This is a genomic window from Lysinibacillus sp. GW823-FHT02G10, assembly GCF_058797135.1.
Genome location: NZ_JBXAJI010000002.1, coordinates 180,023 through 198,529 on the forward strand (window position 1 = coordinate 180,023; position 18,507 = coordinate 198,529).

The 18,507-nt window shown below is 39.4% G+C and carries 24 protein-coding genes and 1 other annotated feature; of the genes, 1 reads left to right on the forward strand and 23 read right to left on the reverse strand.

Annotated features, from left to right (window positions below):
- Nucleotides 1-57 precede the first annotated feature (57 nt).
- From queA to AC1RFD_RS10825, 5 genes are all read right to left on the reverse strand, one after another.
- The gene (gene queA, locus AC1RFD_RS10805; RefSeq protein ID WP_054550032.1) at nucleotides 58-1,098 is read right to left on the reverse strand and encodes a tRNA preQ1(34) S-adenosylmethionine ribosyltransferase-isomerase QueA; all 1,041 of its coding nucleotides are present in this window, start codon (nucleotides 1,096-1,098) and stop codon (nucleotides 58-60) included.
- Nucleotides 1,099-1,115: 17 nt separating this feature from the next.
- A complete protein-coding gene (ruvB, locus tag AC1RFD_RS10810; protein WP_004226692.1) occupies nucleotides 1,116-2,120 on the reverse strand; it encodes a Holliday junction branch migration DNA helicase RuvB in 1,005 nt (334 codons plus the stop codon).
- A gap of 18 nt (nucleotides 2,121-2,138) precedes the next feature.
- Nucleotides 2,139-2,759 carry a Holliday junction branch migration protein RuvA gene (gene ruvA / locus AC1RFD_RS10815; RefSeq protein ID WP_048395174.1) on the reverse strand — a complete coding sequence of 207 codons (621 nt, stop codon included), beginning with the start codon at nucleotides 2,757-2,759 and terminating at the stop codon, nucleotides 2,139-2,141.
- 111 nt (nucleotides 2,760-2,870) lie between these two features.
- Entirely contained in the window at nucleotides 2,871-3,749 is an 879-nt protein-coding gene (locus AC1RFD_RS10820) for a phosphotransferase (RefSeq protein ID WP_310794744.1), read from the reverse strand.
- A complete protein-coding gene (locus AC1RFD_RS10825) occupies nucleotides 3,739-4,785 on the reverse strand; it encodes a LysM peptidoglycan-binding domain-containing protein (RefSeq protein ID WP_048395169.1) in 1,047 nt (348 codons plus the stop codon). Before AC1RFD_RS10825 ends, AC1RFD_RS10820 begins: the two co-directional genes overlap by 11 nt.
- A gap of 141 nt (nucleotides 4,786-4,926) precedes the next feature.
- Between AC1RFD_RS10825 and AC1RFD_RS10830 the strand changes: the two genes are divergently transcribed.
- A complete protein-coding gene (locus tag AC1RFD_RS10830; RefSeq protein ID WP_054550028.1) occupies nucleotides 4,927-5,460 on the forward strand; it encodes a transcription repressor NadR in 534 nt (177 codons plus the stop codon).
- 132 nt (nucleotides 5,461-5,592) lie between these two features.
- Here AC1RFD_RS10830 and AC1RFD_RS10835 read toward each other — a convergent pair whose 3' ends face one another.
- The 18 genes from AC1RFD_RS10835 to AC1RFD_RS10920 all read right to left on the reverse strand — a co-directional run bounded on the left by AC1RFD_RS10835 (nucleotide 5,593) and on the right by AC1RFD_RS10920 (nucleotide 18,487).
- Nucleotides 5,593-5,985, reverse strand: a complete 393-nt coding sequence (locus tag AC1RFD_RS10835; protein ID WP_048395166.1) for a thiol-disulfide oxidoreductase DCC family protein — start codon at nucleotides 5,983-5,985, stop codon at nucleotides 5,593-5,595.
- 24 nt (nucleotides 5,986-6,009) lie between these two features.
- A complete protein-coding gene (pheA, locus tag AC1RFD_RS10840; protein WP_048395164.1) occupies nucleotides 6,010-6,888 on the reverse strand; it encodes a prephenate dehydratase in 879 nt (292 codons plus the stop codon).
- A 165-nt stretch (nucleotides 6,889-7,053) separates the two neighbouring features.
- A complete protein-coding gene (locus AC1RFD_RS10845) occupies nucleotides 7,054-7,509 on the reverse strand; it encodes an ACT domain-containing protein (protein WP_004226679.1) in 456 nt (151 codons plus the stop codon).
- Between the two features lie 24 nt (nucleotides 7,510-7,533).
- Entirely contained in the window at nucleotides 7,534-8,823 is a 1,290-nt protein-coding gene (gene obgE, locus AC1RFD_RS10850) for a GTPase ObgE (protein WP_054550027.1), read from the reverse strand.
- 5 nt (nucleotides 8,824-8,828) lie between these two features.
- On the reverse strand, nucleotides 8,829-9,356 hold the full coding sequence (locus AC1RFD_RS10855; protein WP_048395160.1) for a Spo0B domain-containing protein: 528 nt from the start codon (nucleotides 9,354-9,356) through the stop codon (nucleotides 8,829-8,831).
- 177 nt (nucleotides 9,357-9,533) lie between these two features.
- The gene (gene rpmA, locus AC1RFD_RS10860; RefSeq protein ID WP_016991892.1) at nucleotides 9,534-9,833 is read right to left on the reverse strand and encodes a 50S ribosomal protein L27; all 300 of its coding nucleotides are present in this window, start codon (nucleotides 9,831-9,833) and stop codon (nucleotides 9,534-9,536) included.
- Nucleotides 9,830-10,186 carry a ribosomal-processing cysteine protease Prp gene (locus AC1RFD_RS10865; protein WP_016991891.1) on the reverse strand — a complete coding sequence of 119 codons (357 nt, stop codon included), beginning with the start codon at nucleotides 10,184-10,186 and terminating at the stop codon, nucleotides 9,830-9,832. Before AC1RFD_RS10865 ends, rpmA begins: the two co-directional genes overlap by 4 nt.
- A 16-nt stretch (nucleotides 10,187-10,202) precedes the next feature.
- Complete coding sequence (rplU, locus tag AC1RFD_RS10870) at nucleotides 10,203-10,511, reverse strand: 50S ribosomal protein L21 (protein WP_004226667.1); 309 nt, start codon at nucleotides 10,509-10,511, stop codon at nucleotides 10,203-10,205.
- Between the two features lie 14 nt (nucleotides 10,512-10,525).
- Nucleotides 10,526-10,603 (reverse strand) — a sequence feature (ribosomal protein L21 leader region).
- Between the two features lie 45 nt (nucleotides 10,604-10,648).
- Nucleotides 10,649-11,260 carry a zinc metalloprotease gene (locus AC1RFD_RS10875; RefSeq protein WP_048395158.1) on the reverse strand — a complete coding sequence of 204 codons (612 nt, stop codon included), beginning with the start codon at nucleotides 11,258-11,260 and terminating at the stop codon, nucleotides 10,649-10,651.
- Nucleotides 11,250-11,804 (reverse strand): peptidoglycan DD-metalloendopeptidase family protein, encoded by a 555-nt coding sequence (locus AC1RFD_RS10880; RefSeq protein WP_016991889.1) that lies wholly within the window; start codon nucleotides 11,802-11,804, stop codon nucleotides 11,250-11,252. Before AC1RFD_RS10880 ends, AC1RFD_RS10875 begins: the two co-directional genes overlap by 11 nt.
- A gap of 93 nt (nucleotides 11,805-11,897) precedes the next feature.
- Nucleotides 11,898-12,695 (reverse strand): septum site-determining protein MinD, encoded by a 798-nt coding sequence (gene minD, locus AC1RFD_RS10885; protein WP_004226660.1) that lies wholly within the window; start codon nucleotides 12,693-12,695, stop codon nucleotides 11,898-11,900.
- A gap of 1 nt (nucleotide 12,696) precedes the next feature.
- A complete protein-coding gene (gene minC, locus AC1RFD_RS10890; protein ID WP_004226657.1) occupies nucleotides 12,697-13,365 on the reverse strand; it encodes a septum site-determining protein MinC in 669 nt (222 codons plus the stop codon).
- A gap of 27 nt (nucleotides 13,366-13,392) precedes the next feature.
- On the reverse strand, nucleotides 13,393-13,917 hold the full coding sequence (mreD, locus tag AC1RFD_RS10895) for a rod shape-determining protein MreD (RefSeq protein ID WP_054550026.1): 525 nt from the start codon (nucleotides 13,915-13,917) through the stop codon (nucleotides 13,393-13,395).
- On the reverse strand, nucleotides 13,917-14,831 hold the full coding sequence (mreC, locus tag AC1RFD_RS10900) for a rod shape-determining protein MreC (RefSeq protein ID WP_048395155.1): 915 nt from the start codon (nucleotides 14,829-14,831) through the stop codon (nucleotides 13,917-13,919). The genes mreD and mreC overlap by 1 nt, the downstream gene beginning before the upstream one ends.
- A gap of 13 nt (nucleotides 14,832-14,844) precedes the next feature.
- A complete protein-coding gene (locus AC1RFD_RS10905; RefSeq protein ID WP_048395153.1) occupies nucleotides 14,845-15,864 on the reverse strand; it encodes a rod shape-determining protein in 1,020 nt (339 codons plus the stop codon).
- A gap of 581 nt (nucleotides 15,865-16,445) precedes the next feature.
- Nucleotides 16,446-17,117, reverse strand: a complete 672-nt coding sequence (gene radC / locus AC1RFD_RS10910) for a RadC family protein (protein WP_175400705.1) — start codon at nucleotides 17,115-17,117, stop codon at nucleotides 16,446-16,448.
- A gap of 33 nt (nucleotides 17,118-17,150) precedes the next feature.
- Nucleotides 17,151-17,744, reverse strand: a complete 594-nt coding sequence (locus tag AC1RFD_RS10915; RefSeq protein ID WP_066036508.1) for a Maf family protein — start codon at nucleotides 17,742-17,744, stop codon at nucleotides 17,151-17,153.
- Between the two features lie 98 nt (nucleotides 17,745-17,842).
- Entirely contained in the window at nucleotides 17,843-18,487 is a 645-nt protein-coding gene (locus AC1RFD_RS10920) for a hypothetical protein (RefSeq protein WP_004226648.1), read from the reverse strand.
- Between the last annotated feature and the right edge of the window lie 20 nt (nucleotides 18,488-18,507).

Sequence of the window (18,507 nt, forward strand, 5' to 3'; positions counted from 1 at the left end):
AAAATAAATAATCCTTTCTTATCTGAAGTAAAAACAGTACTCCGATTTTATCCACTATTATTTTTTGGGACGTATAAACATAGCATCACCAAAACTAAAGAAGCGATATCTTTCTCCTACAGCTTGCTGATAAGCACTTAAAATGGTCTCACGAGTGGCTAGCGTACTAACAAGCATGACTAGTGTTGATTTTGGTAAATGGAAGTTTGTGATTAACCCATCCACCACCGTAAAATTGTAGCCTGGATAGATGAAAATAGACGTCCAACCTTGTTCTGCTCGCACTTCTCCCTCATATTTAGAACCAATTGTCTCTAATGTACGAGTAGAGGTTGTCCCAACAGCTATTACCTTGCCACCGTTACGCTTTACGCGATTAATTGTATCTGCTGCTTGTTCTGTAACACTATAGAATTCCGCATGCATTTCATGGTTCTCAATCGAGTCTACACTAACGGGACGGAAAGTGCCAAGACCGACATGTAGCGTAATAAAGACAACCTCTACTCCTTTAGCCTTCACTTGAGCTAATAGCTCCTCTGTAAAATGCAGCCCAGCTGTAGGCGCTGCAGCAGAACCACGCTCTTTGGCATAAACGGTTTGATAACGATCTTTATCCTCTAGTTTTTCACGAATATAGGGAGGTAATGGCATTTCACCAAGTTGCTCTAATATTTCATAAAAAATACCATCATACTGAAATTCAAATGTACGTCCGCCATGTTCAAGCTCACCTGTACATGTAGCTGTTAATAAACCGTCACCAAATGTGATGACTGTTCCTACTTTTACACGCTTTGCTGGTTTTACAAGTGTTTCCCACTCATCTGTACCAGCCATTTGCTTCAGTAGCAATACTTCTATATGTGCACCTGTTTCTTCTTTTACACCCATTAAACGAGCAGGTAAAACTCTTGTATCATTTAGTACAAGACAGTCTCCAGCATGTAGCTCGTCTAATACATGGGCAAAATGGTGGTGCTCCACTTTATTTGAGCCCGGTGTCACGACCATTAATCTACTTGCTGTACGATCAACTAATGGTGTTTGGGCAATAAGCTCCTCTGGTAATTCAAAATCAAAATCTTCTACACGCATGAAAATAACTTCCTTCTTTATGTTTGTTGGGGATACTCATATCCAAAATGTTCGTAGGCTAAATGTGTGGCTACTCTTCCTCTCGGGGTACGTTGAATAAGGCCAATTTGCATCAAATAAGGCTCGTATACATCTTCTATCGTAACCCGTTCCTCACCAATTGATGCAGCAAGAGTATCTAAGCCTACTGGGCCTCCTCGGAATCGCTCAATCATATTGGTTACAAGTTTATGGTCAATATGATCAAGCCCTCTAGGATCTACTTGTAACAGCTCTAATGCTTGCTGTGCAAGACCCTCCGTTATCATACCATCTCCAAGCACTTGTGCATAATCTCGCACTCGTTTCAATAAACGATTGGCAATTCGAGGTGTTCCACGTGAGCGTCTCGCCATTTCCATTGCTGCTACTTGCTCTATTTCTACCTCAAATAAATGTGCACTTCTCACAACAATTTCAGCAAGCGATCGGTCATCATAATATTCTAGGCGCAGCAACACACCAAAGCGATCTCTTAGAGGAGCTGATAAAGCACCCGCTCTTGTTGTTGCACCTACAAGGGTAAAGGGAGGTAAATCAAGTCGTACAGAACGTGCTTCAGGACCTTTTCCTACCACAATATCTAAGCAGAAGTCTTCCATTGCTGGATATAATACTTCTTCAATAGCACGGGGCAGTCGATGAATTTCATCAATAAATAAAACGTCCCCAGGCTCTAGTGAACTTAAAATAGCTGCCAAATCTCCTGGACGCTCAATCGCAGGGCCACTTGTCATGCGTACGTTAACATTCATCTCATTTGCGATAACAGCCGCTAAGGTCGTTTTACCAAGTCCTGGAGGTCCATATAACAACACATGATCTAAACTTTCTTGGCGAAGCTTTGCCGCTTCAATGAATATTTGTAAGTTTTCCTTTACTTTATGTTGCCCAATATACTGTGCTAATTTTTGAGGACGTAAAGATAACTCAAACTGCTCATCATAGCTCCCTGCTTCACTTGCCATCATACGTTCAGACATGCACCTTTCCTCCTTTCCTTATTTTAATTTTAGCAGTAGTTGCAATGCTTGTTTCATAAAGGCATCTGTCGTTTCAAGTTTATCGTTATCCTCTAGCTGTGGTTTAATTTTTTCTAGCTCTTTTTCAGAATAGCCAAGAGCCATTAAGGCAAGTAGGGCTTCTTCTAATTCATGTTTATAGGCATGCACACCAAACAAAGGTAATTCATCTTCTGCACTAGGTAATTCAAGTGTATCTAATAATGAACCAAGTTTGCCCTTCAAGTCGAGGATCATTTGACGTGCTGTTTTTTTACCAACTCCAGGGAACTTCACTAAAAACGCTTCGTCCTCCCGCTCAATTGCGCTAATAACCTGTTGTGGATTACCTGTAGCTAAAATCGCTAAAGCGCCCTTTGGTCCTATTCCTGACACTAAAATAAGCTTACGGAATAACTCACGCTGATCTAGGTTAGGGAAGCCATATAAAACTTGCGCATCCTCTCGCACATGCAAATGAACATATATCTGTTGCTCAAGGGCAGATGTTCGAAAAGCAAATGGATTGGGCGTATTAAGTTGCCACCCAATCCCCTGTTGTTCCAGCACAATAAATTCAGGTGTAATACGAGTAATTTGTCCTTTTAAATAATCATACATCTATAATCCCTCACAATCATCGTCTTCGATTATAGCATATAGCGAACGAATGCTCGACAAAAAGTAGCGTCTAAACTCCGTTCGCAGACAAAAATGACCGCCAATTGACGGTCATTTCTTGACAAATCTATCAATATCGTACCACAGTTTTGGCCAATAGGTGAGGGCTCGTTTTGTAAATGGTACTAAATAATCTAAAAATACTAGCTGTTGCTCTAGTGGTAAATCTATAGCAAACAGCCATTCTCGTAATAACTCATTTGGGTATTTCAAGCGATGAAGCTTTCTTTTATCCAGTCGTTTCAGCTCAGGTAACTCTGCAAAAATCTTTCCAAGATCATAATCTACAGCAGGTAACACACGATGTAACCATAAAATATACTCGTCATCCGCTTCACCAAGGTGCGCTAAATCAAAATCAATTAAACGTAATTGTCCATCGGAGCACCATAAAAAATTATGATGAACTACATCCCCATGCAATAGCGTAATCTCTTTTTCAGGTGCATCTTCCAATGCAATCAATTGTAATGACTTATCACTATAATGCAATATTTGATCAATTTCTTCTTTCGTTAAAAATGTTCGAAACTCATTTCTTCTACTTTTAAAACGCATATGACGCATTTGCCATTTTAAAAGCTGTGAGTAGGTATGCAAGCCTGGCACGCGCTGCCACGCAATCTTTTTATGTGTGTCATGTAAAGCGATTAATAGTCTAAGAGATTCATTACGATCTTTTTTATGCGCAAAGTTAGCCCCGTGGCTTCCTTCTTGCCACATTTGCACAATTAACTGCTCATCATCGCTCTGAACTAATGGTAGGATCAAAGAAGGTTCCATACGTCCTAATTGGCGATGAATGGTTCTTACCTTCTCCGCAATTTCCACTTGCTTTGCACGTTTGACAAAATAATTTTTCGATCGATATTTATATTTCCAAATATTTGGCTTTACTTCTTCTACAATATACGCTTTTTCACCATCGATAAGGCGTCATCCCGCCTGGGAAATAATGCGGAGACATCCAAGGACCTGCTGCTGATGGGCATGGTGGTGGACAATGTGTCGGACATGGTGGTGGCGGGCAATGACAAGGGTCCATTTGCCAATTTGGCATCATCATTGGTTGTGTGCCACAGCCACAAGATTGACCCATGTTCATATCAGGCATCATCATTGGTTGTGTGCCACAACCACAGGATTGCCCCATATTCATATCGGGCATCATATCCATTTGTGGCTTTTGGTGATCTTGCGTATGGAAGAATGGTGATGTGGACTCTAAAAAGTCTTCCATTCCACCTACTTTATGATCTGGCATGTCATAGGACATTGGCTGCTGTGGCATCGTATAATGCTCGACCTGCGGCTGCATTGGCATCGGCCACCACATCTGATGATAGATTGGCTGATGGCAACTTGAACAATGTGGTACGGCAGGCATTTGTGGCATGATATGCATTGGTGGATGTGGTGCTGGTTGTGGCATTGGCATTGGCTTTGGTTTAGCTACAGGCGGTGGTGGCGGTGTAGGTGCTGGCGGTGGTGGTGGCTGTATTTGTACAGGTGGTGTTGTAACATTTTGCTCCATTTGTGGCATCACCAATTGCTGGTGCCAATTCATTTCCACAGGCTGCGGTACCCACATCGGCTGTTGTGGCATCTGCATTGGCATTGGCATCGGTATTGGTATCGGTATCATTTGTGGTTCTGGCATTGGCATAGGAGCTGGTGGTGGCGGTACAATTGGCGGTGGTGGTGGCATTGGTCGCTGTACCTCTTTTTTAGGACTTTCCTTTGGTGTCTCCTTATGCACTTGTGTTTCCTTTTTCGGCATTTCTTTATGTGAATCTCTATGCGGCTCTTTGTTTATTTTTTCAGGCAATATAATTTCCATGCCTGGAACAATATAATCTGGGTTGGCAAGATGGACATTGAGCCGCTTCAAATCTTCAAACGAAATGCCGTACTCTTTCGCAATCTTCCACAATGTATCTCCCTTTTGAACAATATGAATACGCAATTTTTTCCTCCCTTCCTCTCTACGTATCATATGTTCAATGTTTCATTTGGATACAAAAATTTCAGCAAGTTAGAAAAGCTTCATGGTACACTAATTCATAAGGAACGCTGATTCCTTTATTACGAGCAGGGGTGATCTCTTATGAAAAAAATGTTAGGCGAAGAACGCCGACTGCAACTATTAGCGCAATTAAAAAAAAATAAAGCACCTATAACTGGGACAGACTTAGCAAAGTTCGCCAATGTTTCTAGACAAGTAATCGTCAATGATATGACTTTATTAAAGGCAAGAAATGAGCCCATTATTGCCACAAGCCAAGGTTATCTTTATATGCATCAAGAACAAATACAGCAAACCGTTGAACGAACATTCCCTTGCTTGCATACATCAGAGCAGACGGAAGATGAATTAATGACGATTGTAGACTGTGGCGGAACCGTCAAAAATGTCATTGTCGAACATCCAATATATGGTGAACTGACAGCCTCTATCATGGTATCCAACCGCCATGAGGTGAAACAATTTATCGAACGTGTGAATGCAACACAGGCCAACTATTTATCTGCTCTCACTGGTGGCATCCATCTACATGTCATCACAGCACCCTCTGTTGAAGTTTTAACATTAATTGAGCGAGCTTTACAAAAAAAGGGCTACTTAGTGTCAGATCAATGAATAGTAAAAGCACCGTCTGAAAAATTGATTTCAAACGGTGCTTTCTGTTTTTTAATGCTGGTATTGTCTCGTTAAGCGCGGGCTTCCGTCCGCAGCTATTGTATTGTTCCCTTAAAGGCGAGTATTTCCCTATCAGGAAAGAAATCTTTGACGTTGAGCAGGCGTAGGCAATAAGCATTCACTTTTTTTTCCAAACAAACGATAGCGTTGCTTTGCAAATAATCGATATAATGCATTGCGAATAAATGGTGGTACAAGAATGAAGGCGTAGAAACAAGGCCACAATCCATCAAATTTACGGCAAATGTTTAACGCAGCGGTAGATTCAACAGACACTTTCCCTTGTTCAATAAGAATTACACTATCTATATTCTTTGGTATATGATATTGAGTGAGAAGCGATTGACCAGCCTCGCTTTGCAGCGATGCAAATTGAAAATAGCCAGCTTGATCATGTTTGATGATAAATTGAACAGTGCTATCACAAAAATTACAGACACCATCGAATAAAATAATCCCACCCATCTTCTTTCCTCCTCCTTCACATTACTATGCTTCGTCTGATGTTACATAAGTAAAATAGGTACCCAGTGACTTTACTTTGCAGCCTAGCGCAGCTAATTCTTCCATTGCCCCACGCATCATCGGTTCCTTTTCATCTGCTAATACATCAATCATAAAGAAATAATCACCTAATCCAGTTTTTAATGGACGTGATTCGATTTTACTTAAATTTAGCTGACGCCATGCAAAAACAGAAAGCACCTGATGTAATGCACCTGAACGATCTGTTGGTAAGGTAATCATAAATGTTGTTTTCGCTTGCCCATCTGATAGCTCTTGTGGCAATCGTTTATTTTGCTTAGACAGTACAAAGAATCGTGTATGATTAAAATGAAAATCATGGATATTCTGCTCCACTATTTCAAGACCATATTTTTCAGCTGCGGCTGCATTGCCGACTGCCGCTATACACTCTTGTGGATTCTCTGATACATATTTTGCTGCTGCTGCAGTTGAAGTTGTTTGATGTAATGGTACATGACTAAAACGATAAAATAAATATTTATGACATTGAGCTAGTGCATGCGGATGAGAATAAACACCTTCGATTGACTGCCAATCATCCTTCTGCGCTTTATTGACCATTAAATGCTGCTGAATTTTCAGCAATAACTCACCAGTTACATAAAGTGTTGCCTCATGGAATAAGTAATCTAATGTTAATGATACAGAGCCCTCTAGAGCATTTTCTAGCGGCACGACAGCTAAATCTACCTTTCCCTCTGCAACAGCCTCTATACATTCTGGAATCGTGGCACACGGTACGAGCCACTCATTTGGAAAAGTAGCCTTTGTTGCTAAGTATGTAAATGATGCTTCTGGTCCTAGATAGGCGATTCGATTTTCCCATTGTTGCTTTGTCATTGCAAATACCTCCTTTATGGCACAATAAGGAGCAGTCCCTCGTGATGAAAAACGCTTGGGACAGCTCCTTATTTGAGCTTTGTTATCGTATCTTTACCCATTGGGGTTATTCAACACGATGTTTGTCATTTTGTCAAAAATTAAAGGATTGAACACTCTCTGTGATTATAATGCTCCAGAACTAATCACTTCCGCTGATTCCACAAAATCTAAGCGTTTTAATTGCTGGATAAGATCATCAAGATCACAAGTCATGCTTGTTACATCTAATGACAATGTAACATTCGCACGTCCCTGAATAGGGATTGTTTGATGAATCGTTAAGACATTACAATGTGTAATTGTCACAGTTTCTAAAAGCTTGGCAAGTGTTCCTTTTCTATCTTGAAGCTGTAAAAAGACTGTTAAAATGCGTTCCTGCACAATTGAATGAAAAGGAAAAACCGCATCACGATATTTGTAAAACGCACTTCGCGATAAATCCACCTGCTTTACCGCATCCCAAATGGAAGATACTGAACCACTTGATAGTAAGTGTTTCGCCTCCAAAGTTTTTTGCATTGCATCCGTTAAAACATCCTCACGAACTAAATAATATCGCTGATTCGCAACATTCTTCATACGCTTCCCCCTAAAACTCATGTCTTAATCGACAAATTCAAATTCAAACTCTTGTAGGCGTACTGTATCGCCATCTTGTGCTCCACGCTCACGCAGAGCCTCGTCCACACCCATTGCACGCAATTGACGAGCAAAACGACGTATACCATCCTCACGGCTAAAGTCTGTCATTTTAAATAAACGCTCAATTGCATAACCACTAATAATAAATGTACCATCATCATCACGTGTGATTTCGAAATCTTCACCTTTTGCCTCATGCTTGTACATTACGGTTGCGTCTGATTGCTCCTCTAGATCATCATATAGTGGGAATTCAGGCGTTACTTCTAATAGATCGGCAATGGCAAAAAGTAGCTCTTTTAAACCTTGACGTGAAACAGCAGAAATTGGGAAAATTTGAACGTCTTCTCCAACCTTCTGACGGAATGCTTGTAAATTCTCTTCTGCATCTGGCATATCCATTTTATTGGCTACGATAATTTGTGGACGCTCTGTTAAACGAAGATTATATTGTTTTAGCTCTTCATTAATTGTCAAATAATCTTCATATGGATCGCGGCCTTCCATCCCTGACATATCAATGACATGAACGATAACGCGTGTACGTTCGATATGTCGTAAAAATTGATGACCTAGTCCAACTCCTTGATGTGCTCCTTCAATAAGCCCTGGTAAATCAGCCATCGCAAAGCTTCGATGGTCATCCGTTTCAATCATGCCTAAGTTCGGTACAATTGTTGTGAAATGATAAGCACCAATTTTTGGCTTAGCCGCGGAAACAACAGATAAAAGTGTTGATTTACCAACACTTGGGAAACCAACTAACCCTACATCTGCTAAAACTTTTAACTCTAATATAACATTTAATTCTTGTCCTGGCTCACCTTTTTCAGAAAGTTCTGGCGCCGGGTTGGCAGGTGTAGCAAAGCGAGAATTACCTCGTCCACCTCTGCCTGCTTTCGCAATAACTGCTCTTTGCCCATGCTCGACTAAGTCAGCAATAACAGCATTTGTTTCTTCATTCATAACCACTGTGCCTGGTGGTACTTTAACAATTAAATCCTCCGCATTTTTACCATGCATGCCTTTACTCATCCCATGCTCGCCACGAGGTGCTTTAAAATGGCGTTTATAGCGGAAATCCATTAATGTTCGTAAGCCCTCTTCTACTTCAAATACAACGTTACCACCGTGTCCACCATCTCCACCAGCTGGACCACCATTTGGTACATATTTTTCACGGCGAAAGGCTACCATACCATCTCCGCCATCGCCACCTTTAACATAAATCTTTACGTGATCGACAAACATTTAGTTCACTCCCTATTTGCACTCAAGACATATTGCCAGCGTGTAGTTGTCTGCTCAATTGTTTGAATGTCGAATTGTTTCAAACCTTTTTCGGTGAATGCATCAGCACTCCATAACCCATTTAGCGTGAATGTCACGGCAAATGTATGATCGTCAACACGTACATCAAGCGTTAGGATCTGCTCTGTAAATGGATCTAATGTATCATAAACATGCATAACTGTTTTGTTTAAATAATCTACAACTTCCTGATCAATATCATTGGTCACAGGCTTTTTTATCTCACCGCTTAGCTTCCAAGCTAATGATGGGTAACGCCATCCTGCTGTTTGAAGCCATTCAATTGTTTGTGGTAATTGTAGTCGATTGAGGATAGAAAATACTCGTAATTGTTCTGAATAATGTTGAATAAGTTTTTTCGATTCCTCGATTCTACCTAAATCTAAATTCATGCGAATCAGTTGCAGTTGATTCACATAATCATGATTTGCAAAACGTAATACTTCACTAATGGTTAGTGATTGATTGTTCATCCCATTCACTCCAATAAAGTTATCCTTACTAGTATAACAAGTTTTGCTGTATTTTTCCCTTAATTCTTTAATCAATTATACCTTGGTGTCATTGCGTCCAATCGGCTTTTTTGAAATTTAGCCAAAAAAAGGACTGCAATAAATGCAGTCCTCCGCTTTATGTTATCTTATAAAAGATTAAGCTTCTTGTGTTGTTGGATAAACAGATACTTGTTTGCGATCGCGACCTAAACGTTCAAATTTAACAACGCCGTCAACTTTAGCAAATAGTGTATCGTCACCACCACGACCTACGTTTGTACCTGGGTAAATTTTTGTACCGCGTTGACGGTAAAGAATTGAACCACCTGTTACGAATTGGCCATCAGCACGTTTTGCACCAAGTCGTTTAGACTCAGAGTCACGTCCGTTTTTAGTAGAACCTACCCCTTTTTTCGATGCAAAAAGTTGAAGGTCTAATGCTAATAATAATTTCATCGAGTTCCACCTCCTACTTGGTTGTAGTTGATTTGGATGTATTGTCCGTAATTTTGCACCATAGAATACACTTGGGCAGTCATTACTTGAACAATTAACTGTAGTTTTGCATCTACTTCAGGCTCTATGTCTGATGGTAAATCTACCTTGAGATAGCCTCCACCTTCAGCAGCTTGTTCGATTTCTGGCTGAATTTGTAATAATGCATAAATAGCATTCACTGTACCGATGGCTATAGTTGATGCTCCTGCACATACTAAATCCTTACCAGATTCATCATAACCAGCATGTCCTGAAAATTCGAATGCTGACACATGTCTATTTTCATCGTGATGAATCGTAACTTGTATCATTCGCTATACCTCACAATTAAGCGTTGATTGCTTCAACAACTAATTTTGTGTAAGGTTGACGGTGACCTTGTTTACGACGGTAGTTCTTTTTAGCTTTCAATTTGAAAACAACGATTTTTTTCGCACGGCCTTCTTTAACAACTTTAGCTGTTACAGTAGCGCCTTCTACGAATGGAGCGCCAACTTTAACGTTTTCGCCACCTACGAATAAAACTTTATCAAAAGTTACAACCTCATCAGCTTCTACGCCTAATTTTTCAACATAGATTTCTTGACCAGCTTCTACTTTGACTTGTTTACCACCAGTTTCAATAATTGCGTACATTTTACTGCACCTCCTCTTAGACTCAGACTCGCCTGTTTCATAAGGTGATCTTACTAGACACTTAAACCTTTACAGAGCGGTTGTAGTAGCACGGGTGCTACAAACAATAACATTAAAATATTACCACACGAATTTTTTCAAGTCAATCTATTCATAACATATTTTTCAAAAGCAACTCGATATTTTCGATAACGCCATTCTTTCAACACTTGCAACCAAATGAATAAATTTATGATGGCTAAAAAAATAGATTGTGGCAAGAACTTGAAAGTGACAAGTAATAGTATAGTAGCTACGATGAATGATAACCAATAATATAGCTCTATCACGTGAGCTCTTGGATATTTTAAAAATAGGCAGGCTAACAATATCCTTCCACCATCTAACGGTATGATGGGTACAATATTTACAGCCAATAACACGAGTTGTACATTTATAAGCTTAGTAGCGAGTAAATCAGGCATAAAAAAAGCGAGGCCAATCCCAATAATCGTAGCGATTGGCCCTCCTAATGCAATCCATAGGAGTGACGAAGCTTGCACAACCGCTGGATTTTCAAATTGAATTTCTCCCCCGTATGGTGTAATTACGCAGGATTTCACCTTCACTCCACACATTACTGCCGCAACTAAGTGACCAGCCTCATGCCACAGTAAGGAAAACAGAATGATCGCGTAATAGGCTAACTGGCCACTAAAAATCATGACAAATACGAGAGGGATACACAGAAGATGTAATTTAATCCTCATTGGTCTCCGTCGTTTCAAGCCATTGTACAATTTGCTCTAAATCATAATGGGCATCTCCCTTTTCGATGGACACATAAAGTTGACCCGCTTCTTTCATGCCAATTAAATCATTTGCTTGAATAGATGTGTATGGTAGTTGAGCTAAACTATCTAACATACCATAGGAAACGGTTGTACCATCTTCATAGCTGATGGTCATGGTTTTACCTGTGTACTTTGTATGGCCAGTAAAAACGACTAATCCATTTTGACCAGCATAGATAGGTAAGCCAACATCATACTGCAATAGATAGCCTTCTTTAAATACTTGGGCATTCGCAAATGTTAAAAGATCTGCTTGCCCTACATCACTAGAAACCATGATGGTCTCTTTTTCTTTTTCGAACCAGCTTTGCCCGAGCTCACTTAAATACGTTAAATCAGCAGAGGTTGTAACAAGCTTCCGAACAGGTGTATCCACTACACCCTGGTCCTCTAAACGAATTACAAGCATGATCGCCGCCACAAGAAGTATCGTGACAAACCATTTCCATTTTTTAAACAAGCCCTCATCCTTTTTTCCTCACTATATGTGATTGCATGTCCAAACATGCACAAGAAAAAACCTTCTCGTACAATTGCACGAAAAGGTTTTAATTTATTTTGAGAAAAGGGCTTTAAGTTTTGAAAACATCCCTCTTTGCTCATCTTGTATAGCCATTAATGGCACTGATTCACCAAGAATACGACGGGCAATATTTCGATAGCCTAATGACGCTTTATTTGAGGGGTCCATTACAATTGGTTCACCTTTATTAGAAGATGAGATAACACCTTCACTGTCTATAATAATGCCTAATAAATCAATAGATAAATGAGTTGTAATTTCATTGACATCCAGTGTGTCACCGCTCTTCATCATATGTTGTCGAATACGATTAATGATGAGTTTAGGTGCTGTTATCTCTTCCTGCTCCAATAAACCAATAATACGATCTGCATCACGAACAGCAGAAATTTCAGGTGTTGTGACAACAATCGCATGATCTGCACCAGCAACAGCGTTACGGTAGCCTTGCTCAATTCCCGCTGGGCAATCGATTAATACATAATCATAGTCTCTTTTCAATTCCTCTACTAAGCTCTTCATTTGCTCAGGGGTAACAGCATTTTTATCTGTTGTTTGAGCAGCAGGTAATAAAAATAGTTTCTCATCTACGCGTTTATCCTTAATCAATGCTTGATGAATTTTACAGCGTCCTTCCACCACATCGACTAGGTCATAAATAATACGATTTTCAAGGCCTAAAATCACATCTAAATTACGTAGGCCAATATCTGTATCCACTAAACATACTTTTTTACCTTGTAGAGCCAATGCAGTCCCAAGGTTAGCCGTTGTCGTTGTTTTACCGACACCGCCTTTACCTGAAGTTATGACGATCGCTTCTCCCACACTAGCTTCCTCCCTTAGACACATTTAACAATGGTCGAATATTTTTTAAGGCATGAATTTGATCGTACGTAATGCGTCCATCGTAGCCAATAAATGCACAAGTCATTTCTACTTGATTAATCGCTTTTACATGTTCATCTGACATTACCTGAACTTGATCGGCAATCATGATATGCGTGGCTTCAAATCGAGATGCTGCAATGATTGCTTCTTTATTGCCTTGCATACCAGCATGTGCAATCCCTTTAAGTCTACCTAGGACATATACATTACCTCCAGCCTCAACACGACCGTTTGGATTGACATTTCCTATGATGGTAATATCCCCGGATGAACGCAGAATTTGTCCTGATCTGACCACTCCTATATATGTATCTTGTTGGCTTTCAAACATCTTCTGGTTGCTTTCGTGGACAGTCAGTACTTCACTTTGCACCTTCGATACAATAAGCTGTTCTGTTTCTTCTATAATTTTTATAAGTTCATTTAATTGTTCTTCAGTACAGTATCGATAGCCTAAGTATAATTGTACATCAACTTTACCATCGATACCGCCCTCTAAAACCTTATTCTTTAATTCTTCCACTAGTTCACCATACGCACATTGGTCGTCTAGGCGTAGTACAAAACCGTCCTTCGTTCCCTTCATATTAACTAACTGTTTTTTCATGAATGCCTCACCTCACGTTGTTCTTTGTTAAGAAACCTCACGTGCTCTCTGTAAGACACGCGCATTAATTAGATACTTGAAGGCCCACCCAAGAATCATTAAAAATAAAGCATTCGCAATGATTGTTGGTAGTAGTCGTGAACGTAAGAAATCCGCTAAAGGAATTGCTGTAAAATCGATTAGGAAAAAGAATTGATAGAGAATAAATTCTAAAATCGCTACTAGTATAACTGAAATTGTAGTTGTTACAACTAAGTGCTGATGTATAACTTTCACGATAGACCCTGCCAAAAAACATATAAGTGGATAAAGTACTGAATATAATCCAATAATATCAATGTAAAACACATCATACAAGACACCAAAAAAAAGTCCATACATTACCGCACGTTGACGGCTGTAATAGATGGATATAAAAATAAGGTATAAGATTAAAAAACGCGGTACCAGAAAATAGACTTCCCCTTTAATTTCAATCGGGGAAAGCATAGCAAATTCTGGTTCTAACAGGAATAGTAAAACCGCTACAGAGGGGATGAGAAATCGAACCATCACTCCGCCTCCTCTTCACTTGCCTCTTGCGGATTCGATAAATCCTCATTCGTTGCATTGCCATCTGATCCATCAATACTTGTGGATGTTCGCTTGGCAATCACAACATGCTCTAAAATTGAAAAATCAGCAGATGGTTTGACATACGCCATTTTCGTTAAACCAAAGTCATCTGTACTAACTTCCGTAATTTCTCCTATCGGCACTCCCTTAGGGAAAATACCACCAAGACCTGAAGAAACTACTTGCTCGCCTTCTTTCACCTTCATGCTAGAATCGATTCGCTTCATAATGAGTTCATTACGTTCTTCATCAAAGCCCTCGATTAAACCGTATGCTTCTTTTTCTCCTAGCACCATCGCGGAAACACGATAGTTTGGATTATTTGTATTTAAAAGCTCTACCTCAGATGTGAAAGGTGTAACTAGGGTAATTTTCCCCACTAACCCTTTCGCGGTCATAACTGCCATATTTTTTTTGACTCCATGAGAAGACCCTTTATCTAAAATAATTTTCTCTTCCCACTGGTCAGGATTTCTAGCAATCACTGTTGCTTGAATTGGATTAAATGCCTTTAAGCTCTCAGTTTTATCCAAAAGCTCTCGAAGCTTGTTATTCTCTGATTTTAAATCCGTAGCCTCAGCTTGTACAACTGCAAAATCTTCTAAGCGTGCTTTTAAACGTTTATTTTCTTCGTACGTGTTTAAGAGGGAGTCAATACTATTAAAAACACCATTAATATAATTCGCCGGCTTCGCAACAAGCGATTGTGCGAAACCGACAGTATCTTTAATAATTTGCTCTGGTAAAGTTGCATTCGTCCGATCACGTAATGAGAAGCTAATCAATGCCACAAGAAAAACCATGCCTATGAGCAGCAAAATTACTTTCTTATTGAAAAAAAAGTGTGGCATTGCCTAAACCTCCTTACCCTTTAACTTGTTGTTGACGAATTAAGTCGATATGATCTAATGCCTTACCTGTACCAATCGCTACACAGTCTAAAGGATCTTCTGCAATGAATACTGGCATATTTGTCTCTTGGCTGATTACTTTGTCTAAGTTTGTTAGCAGTGCCCCACCACCAGTTAATACAATACCGCGCTCCATTACATCAGCAGATAATTCTGGAGGTGTTTGTTCTAATGTTTTACGAACACCGTCAATAATAGAGGAAACCGCTTCACGTAATGATTCAGAAATTTCCTGTGAAGAAATTTCGATTGTTTTCGGTAAACCTGTTAACAGGTCACGTCCTCTAATATCCATTCGTGCTTCTGGTCCTTCTGCCAATGCCGTACCAATTTCCATTTTTACGGCTTCCGCTGTACGTTCACCAATTGTTAAATTATACGTTTTACGGATATACGAAATGATGGATTGATCCATTGCATCACCACCAACACGTACTGATTCACTCGTTACAATACCACCTAAAGAAATAACGGCAACTTCTGTTGTACCTCCACCGATATCAACAACCATTGACCCTGTAGGATCCCATACAGGAAGATTTGAACCGATTGCTGCTGCAAATGGCTCTTCGATTGTGAACGCCTCTTTTGCACCTGCTTGTCGTGCAGCATCAATAACAGCACGCTGCTCCACTGAAGTAATACCATAAGGTACACAAATCATAACATTTGGTTTTTTCCAGTTGCCTCCAGAGTTTTTACATGCTTCTTTTAAATAATACTCAATCATTGCTGTTGTAATATCGAAGTCAGCAATAACGCCATCTTTCATTGGACGAATCGCTACGATTGAGCCAGGTGTTCGACCAATCATATTTTTCGCATCATTACCAACGGCAACAATATCCCCTGTTTTTGTATTTTTTGCTACAACTGAAGGTTCACGTAATACGATTCCCTTTCCTTTAATAAACACTAATGTATTCGCTGTGCCGAGGTCAATCCCGACATCTTTGCTTCCTAGTCCAAACAAATTGTGTACTCCCTTTCTATATAAGCCATACTTTCGTTGACATCCAATATATTTGACGACAATGTATAGGAAATTGAATTGTGTAAATACACAATTGACTCCTTTCAAAGTCCATAACACCTGTCAAATTTTTTTATCTCCAGTCAGTTGGTAGTTTACACCTATGAAAAAACTACACACTCATTCACCTCACCACCAATTTTGATGGGAGTCCTCCCTGAATAAAGATAAAATTCATACCGTTCATTATAACGGAAAAACGCAAGAATTTGTAGTATCACATACTTCATCTCACAGAAAAGATACTATTTTAATTCCCTCTTAAACTAAAAATAGTACGTATAGATTAGCATATAATTTTTATTCCCATAAGACAATGTGTATCATGCTACCAATTTTTGTGAAGATAATTGCTTTTCTATGAATACATTAACGTTATGTAAGAAAAAAGGTTCGCCAATATACCACAAAAAAATACAAAAATTTTATGACTGGTTATAATTAAGGTCATTTATAGTAATAGAATCTTCTATACAACAAAATGGATTCATCATAAAAAACTCTGCATATTGTATGCAGAGTTAAAAATATCCTTTTTCCTTTAAACTAATATATTGATGGTCGCCGATGATGACGTGATCAATTAACTCTATCCCTATAATATAGCCTGCTTCAACAATTCGCTTCGTTACTTCAATGTCCTCCGTGCTCGGTGTTGGCACCCCACTTGGATGGTTGTGGGCACATATAATAGAAGCGGCAGACCTTTTGACAGCTTCTCGAAATATTTCTCTAGGATGAACGATGGATGCATTTAAACTGCCAATGAAAATCGTTTGCTTATGAATAATTTGATTTTTTATATTTAAAAAAAGCACTACAAAATGCTCCTGATTAAGCGAGGTCATATCAGGCATTAAGTAAGTTGCTGCATCTTGTGGAGAACGTATTGTGAATTTCTCATCATTATGTTTTTGAGCCAGTCTTCTACCAAGTTCAACAGCAGCCATTAATTGAATGGCTTTCACCTCGCCTATTCCTTTAATAGCCATCATTTCTTCGATGGTTGCATGCTTCAAATGATGGAGTCGTTCAAAAACATTTAACACCCTATTTGCAAGAACAAGCACAGATTCTTCCTTTGTGCCTGTCCTCAATAAAATAGCGAGTAGCTCTTGATTCGATAAACTCTCAGCCCCTTGTCGTAGTAGCCGTTCACGGGGACGATCCTCTATATTGACATCACGTATCATCAAAGTTGGTAAAGCGTCTTCTAGCAAAAATATTCACTCCTTCGCAAATTGGACTATCTGTAGATCCACCAATTGCGAAAACAAAGTTGCAAGTGGTAAACCTACAACATTGTTATAATCTCCTTCAATTCTTTTAACTAATAGTGTACCAATCGTTTGAATGCCATAACCACCCGCTTTATCAAAAGGATCTCCTGAATCTACATAAGCTTCGATTAATTCCTGCGATAGACGGTGGAAAACAACTGTAGTCTCTTCCACAAAGGTCGTTTCCTTTCCATTCGGTTCGATTATAGCGACCGCAGTCATCACACTATGTTTGTTATTTGACAAACGTAATAAGTGAGAAATAGCTTCCTCACGCGTTTTAGGTTTATGTAGTAGCTCTTGATTGTAAACAACGATTGTATCTGCACCAATAATCGTAGCATTAGCTGCTTTTTTGGCTACATCACGCGTCTTCAATAAAGCTACTCCTTTTACATAATCCTGCATTGTATGAGCTTGTACACTTGTTTCTTCCACTTCACTTGTCAAGACTTCAAACGGGAGTGCTAGCATGTTAAGCAATTCCTTGCGCCTAGGGGAAGCAGAAGCAAGGACAAGCTTATGATTTGTTTTTAACATTATCTGATCATTCCTCCTTATCCTTATGATACAGAAGAATGCACAATTTGAAAATTTTCAAAAAAACAAGATAATGAAGATTTCATTATTTTTTATTGTTAAAACTTCACTTGAAGACACGTATTTTTAGATTGGTAATGTGCAAAAACATGCAGACGAATGATGTTGATATCATTGGAAATAGTAGAGGCCGCTGCGCCAATGGACTGCCAATCCTCAGGTAGCGTTGAGTCCTTGCCATTTTCCTTAAAATTTAATTTTGCGGCATTTTTATCTGCTAAAGCAGTTGGTAGTTCTGCCAAGGTAGGTTCTTTACAGCTTTCACCACTGACGCTAAATGCCTTTTTAAAGGTTGCAGGGTCCTGTAAAAATTTTAGCTGACTTTCCTCCGTCACCATGCTTGTCCACACATAAAACTTGTCATCAACTTGAACGATCGCGCTCTCTTTTAAGGCAGGATACTCAGCAACAAATGAACTTGCGCTCTCATAGTTTGAATACACGCCAGCTTGGCTTGCATAAAACATCGATGCATTAGATGTATTGGTTGTCTCCCCGGCAGTTGGAATCGTTTCTGTTTGTGATTGATTATTTGCCACTTCACTACCATTTTTCTTTAAAGGTAACTGTGTGCTGGCTTGTAAAACGCCCAGAAAAATTGCTACACCTAATAGACCAACAAATCCACCAATAATCATTGCTCGAAATATTTGTTTTTTCATCACATGACTTACAATTTTCATTCAACTATCACCTCATCCTT

What these genes read in the sequence shown, in the direction of transcription:
- queA (WP_054550032.1), bottom strand. Translation starts at nt 1,098, where the DNA reads ATGCGTGTAGAAGATTTTGATTTTGAATTACCAGAGGAGCTTATTGCC.
- ruvB (WP_004226692.1), bottom strand. Translation starts at nt 2,120, where the DNA reads ATGTCTGAACGTATGATGGCAAGTGAAGCAGGGAGCTATGATGAGCAG.
- ruvA (WP_048395174.1), bottom strand. Translation starts at nt 2,759, where the DNA reads ATGTATGATTATTTAAAAGGACAAATTACTCGTATTACACCTGAATTT.
- AC1RFD_RS10830 (WP_054550028.1), top strand. Translation starts at nt 4,927, where the DNA reads ATGAAAAAAATGTTAGGCGAAGAACGCCGACTGCAACTATTAGCGCAA.
- AC1RFD_RS10835 (WP_048395166.1), bottom strand. Translation starts at nt 5,985, where the DNA reads ATGGGTGGGATTATTTTATTCGATGGTGTCTGTAATTTTTGTGATAGC.
- pheA (WP_048395164.1), bottom strand. Translation starts at nt 6,888, where the DNA reads ATGACAAAGCAACAATGGGAAAATCGAATCGCCTATCTAGGACCAGAA.
- AC1RFD_RS10845 (WP_004226679.1), bottom strand. Translation starts at nt 7,509, where the DNA reads ATGAAGAATGTTGCGAATCAGCGATATTATTTAGTTCGTGAGGATGTT.
- obgE (WP_054550027.1), bottom strand. Translation starts at nt 8,823, where the DNA reads ATGTTTGTCGATCACGTAAAGATTTATGTTAAAGGTGGCGATGGCGGA.
- AC1RFD_RS10855 (WP_048395160.1), bottom strand. Translation starts at nt 9,356, where the DNA reads ATGAACAATCAATCACTAACCATTAGTGAAGTATTACGTTTTGCAAAT.
- rpmA (WP_016991892.1), bottom strand. Translation starts at nt 9,833, where the DNA reads ATGAAATTATTATTAGCATTAGACCTTCAACTTTTTGCATCGAAAAAA.
- AC1RFD_RS10865 (WP_016991891.1), bottom strand. Translation starts at nt 10,186, where the DNA reads ATGATACAAGTTACGATTCATCACGATGAAAATAGACATGTGTCAGCA.
- rplU (WP_004226667.1), bottom strand. Translation starts at nt 10,511, where the DNA reads ATGTACGCAATTATTGAAACTGGTGGTAAACAAGTCAAAGTAGAAGCT.
- AC1RFD_RS10875 (WP_048395158.1), bottom strand. Translation starts at nt 11,260, where the DNA reads ATGAGGATTAAATTACATCTTCTGTGTATCCCTCTCGTATTTGTCATG.
- minC (WP_004226657.1), bottom strand. Translation starts at nt 13,365, where the DNA reads ATGAAAAAACAGTTAGTTAATATGAAGGGAACGAAGGACGGTTTTGTA.
- mreD (WP_054550026.1), bottom strand. Translation starts at nt 13,917, where the DNA reads ATGGTTCGATTTCTCATCCCCTCTGTAGCGGTTTTACTATTCCTGTTA.
- mreC (WP_048395155.1), bottom strand. Translation starts at nt 14,831, where the DNA reads ATGCCACACTTTTTTTTCAATAAGAAAGTAATTTTGCTGCTCATAGGC.
- radC (WP_175400705.1), bottom strand. Translation starts at nt 17,117, where the DNA reads ATGATACGTGATGTCAATATAGAGGATCGTCCCCGTGAACGGCTACTA.
- AC1RFD_RS10915 (WP_066036508.1), bottom strand. Translation starts at nt 17,744, where the DNA reads ATGTTAAAAACAAATCATAAGCTTGTCCTTGCTTCTGCTTCCCCTAGG.
- AC1RFD_RS10920 (WP_004226648.1), bottom strand. Translation starts at nt 18,487, where the DNA reads ATGAAAATTGTAAGTCATGTGATGAAAAAACAAATATTTCGAGCAATG.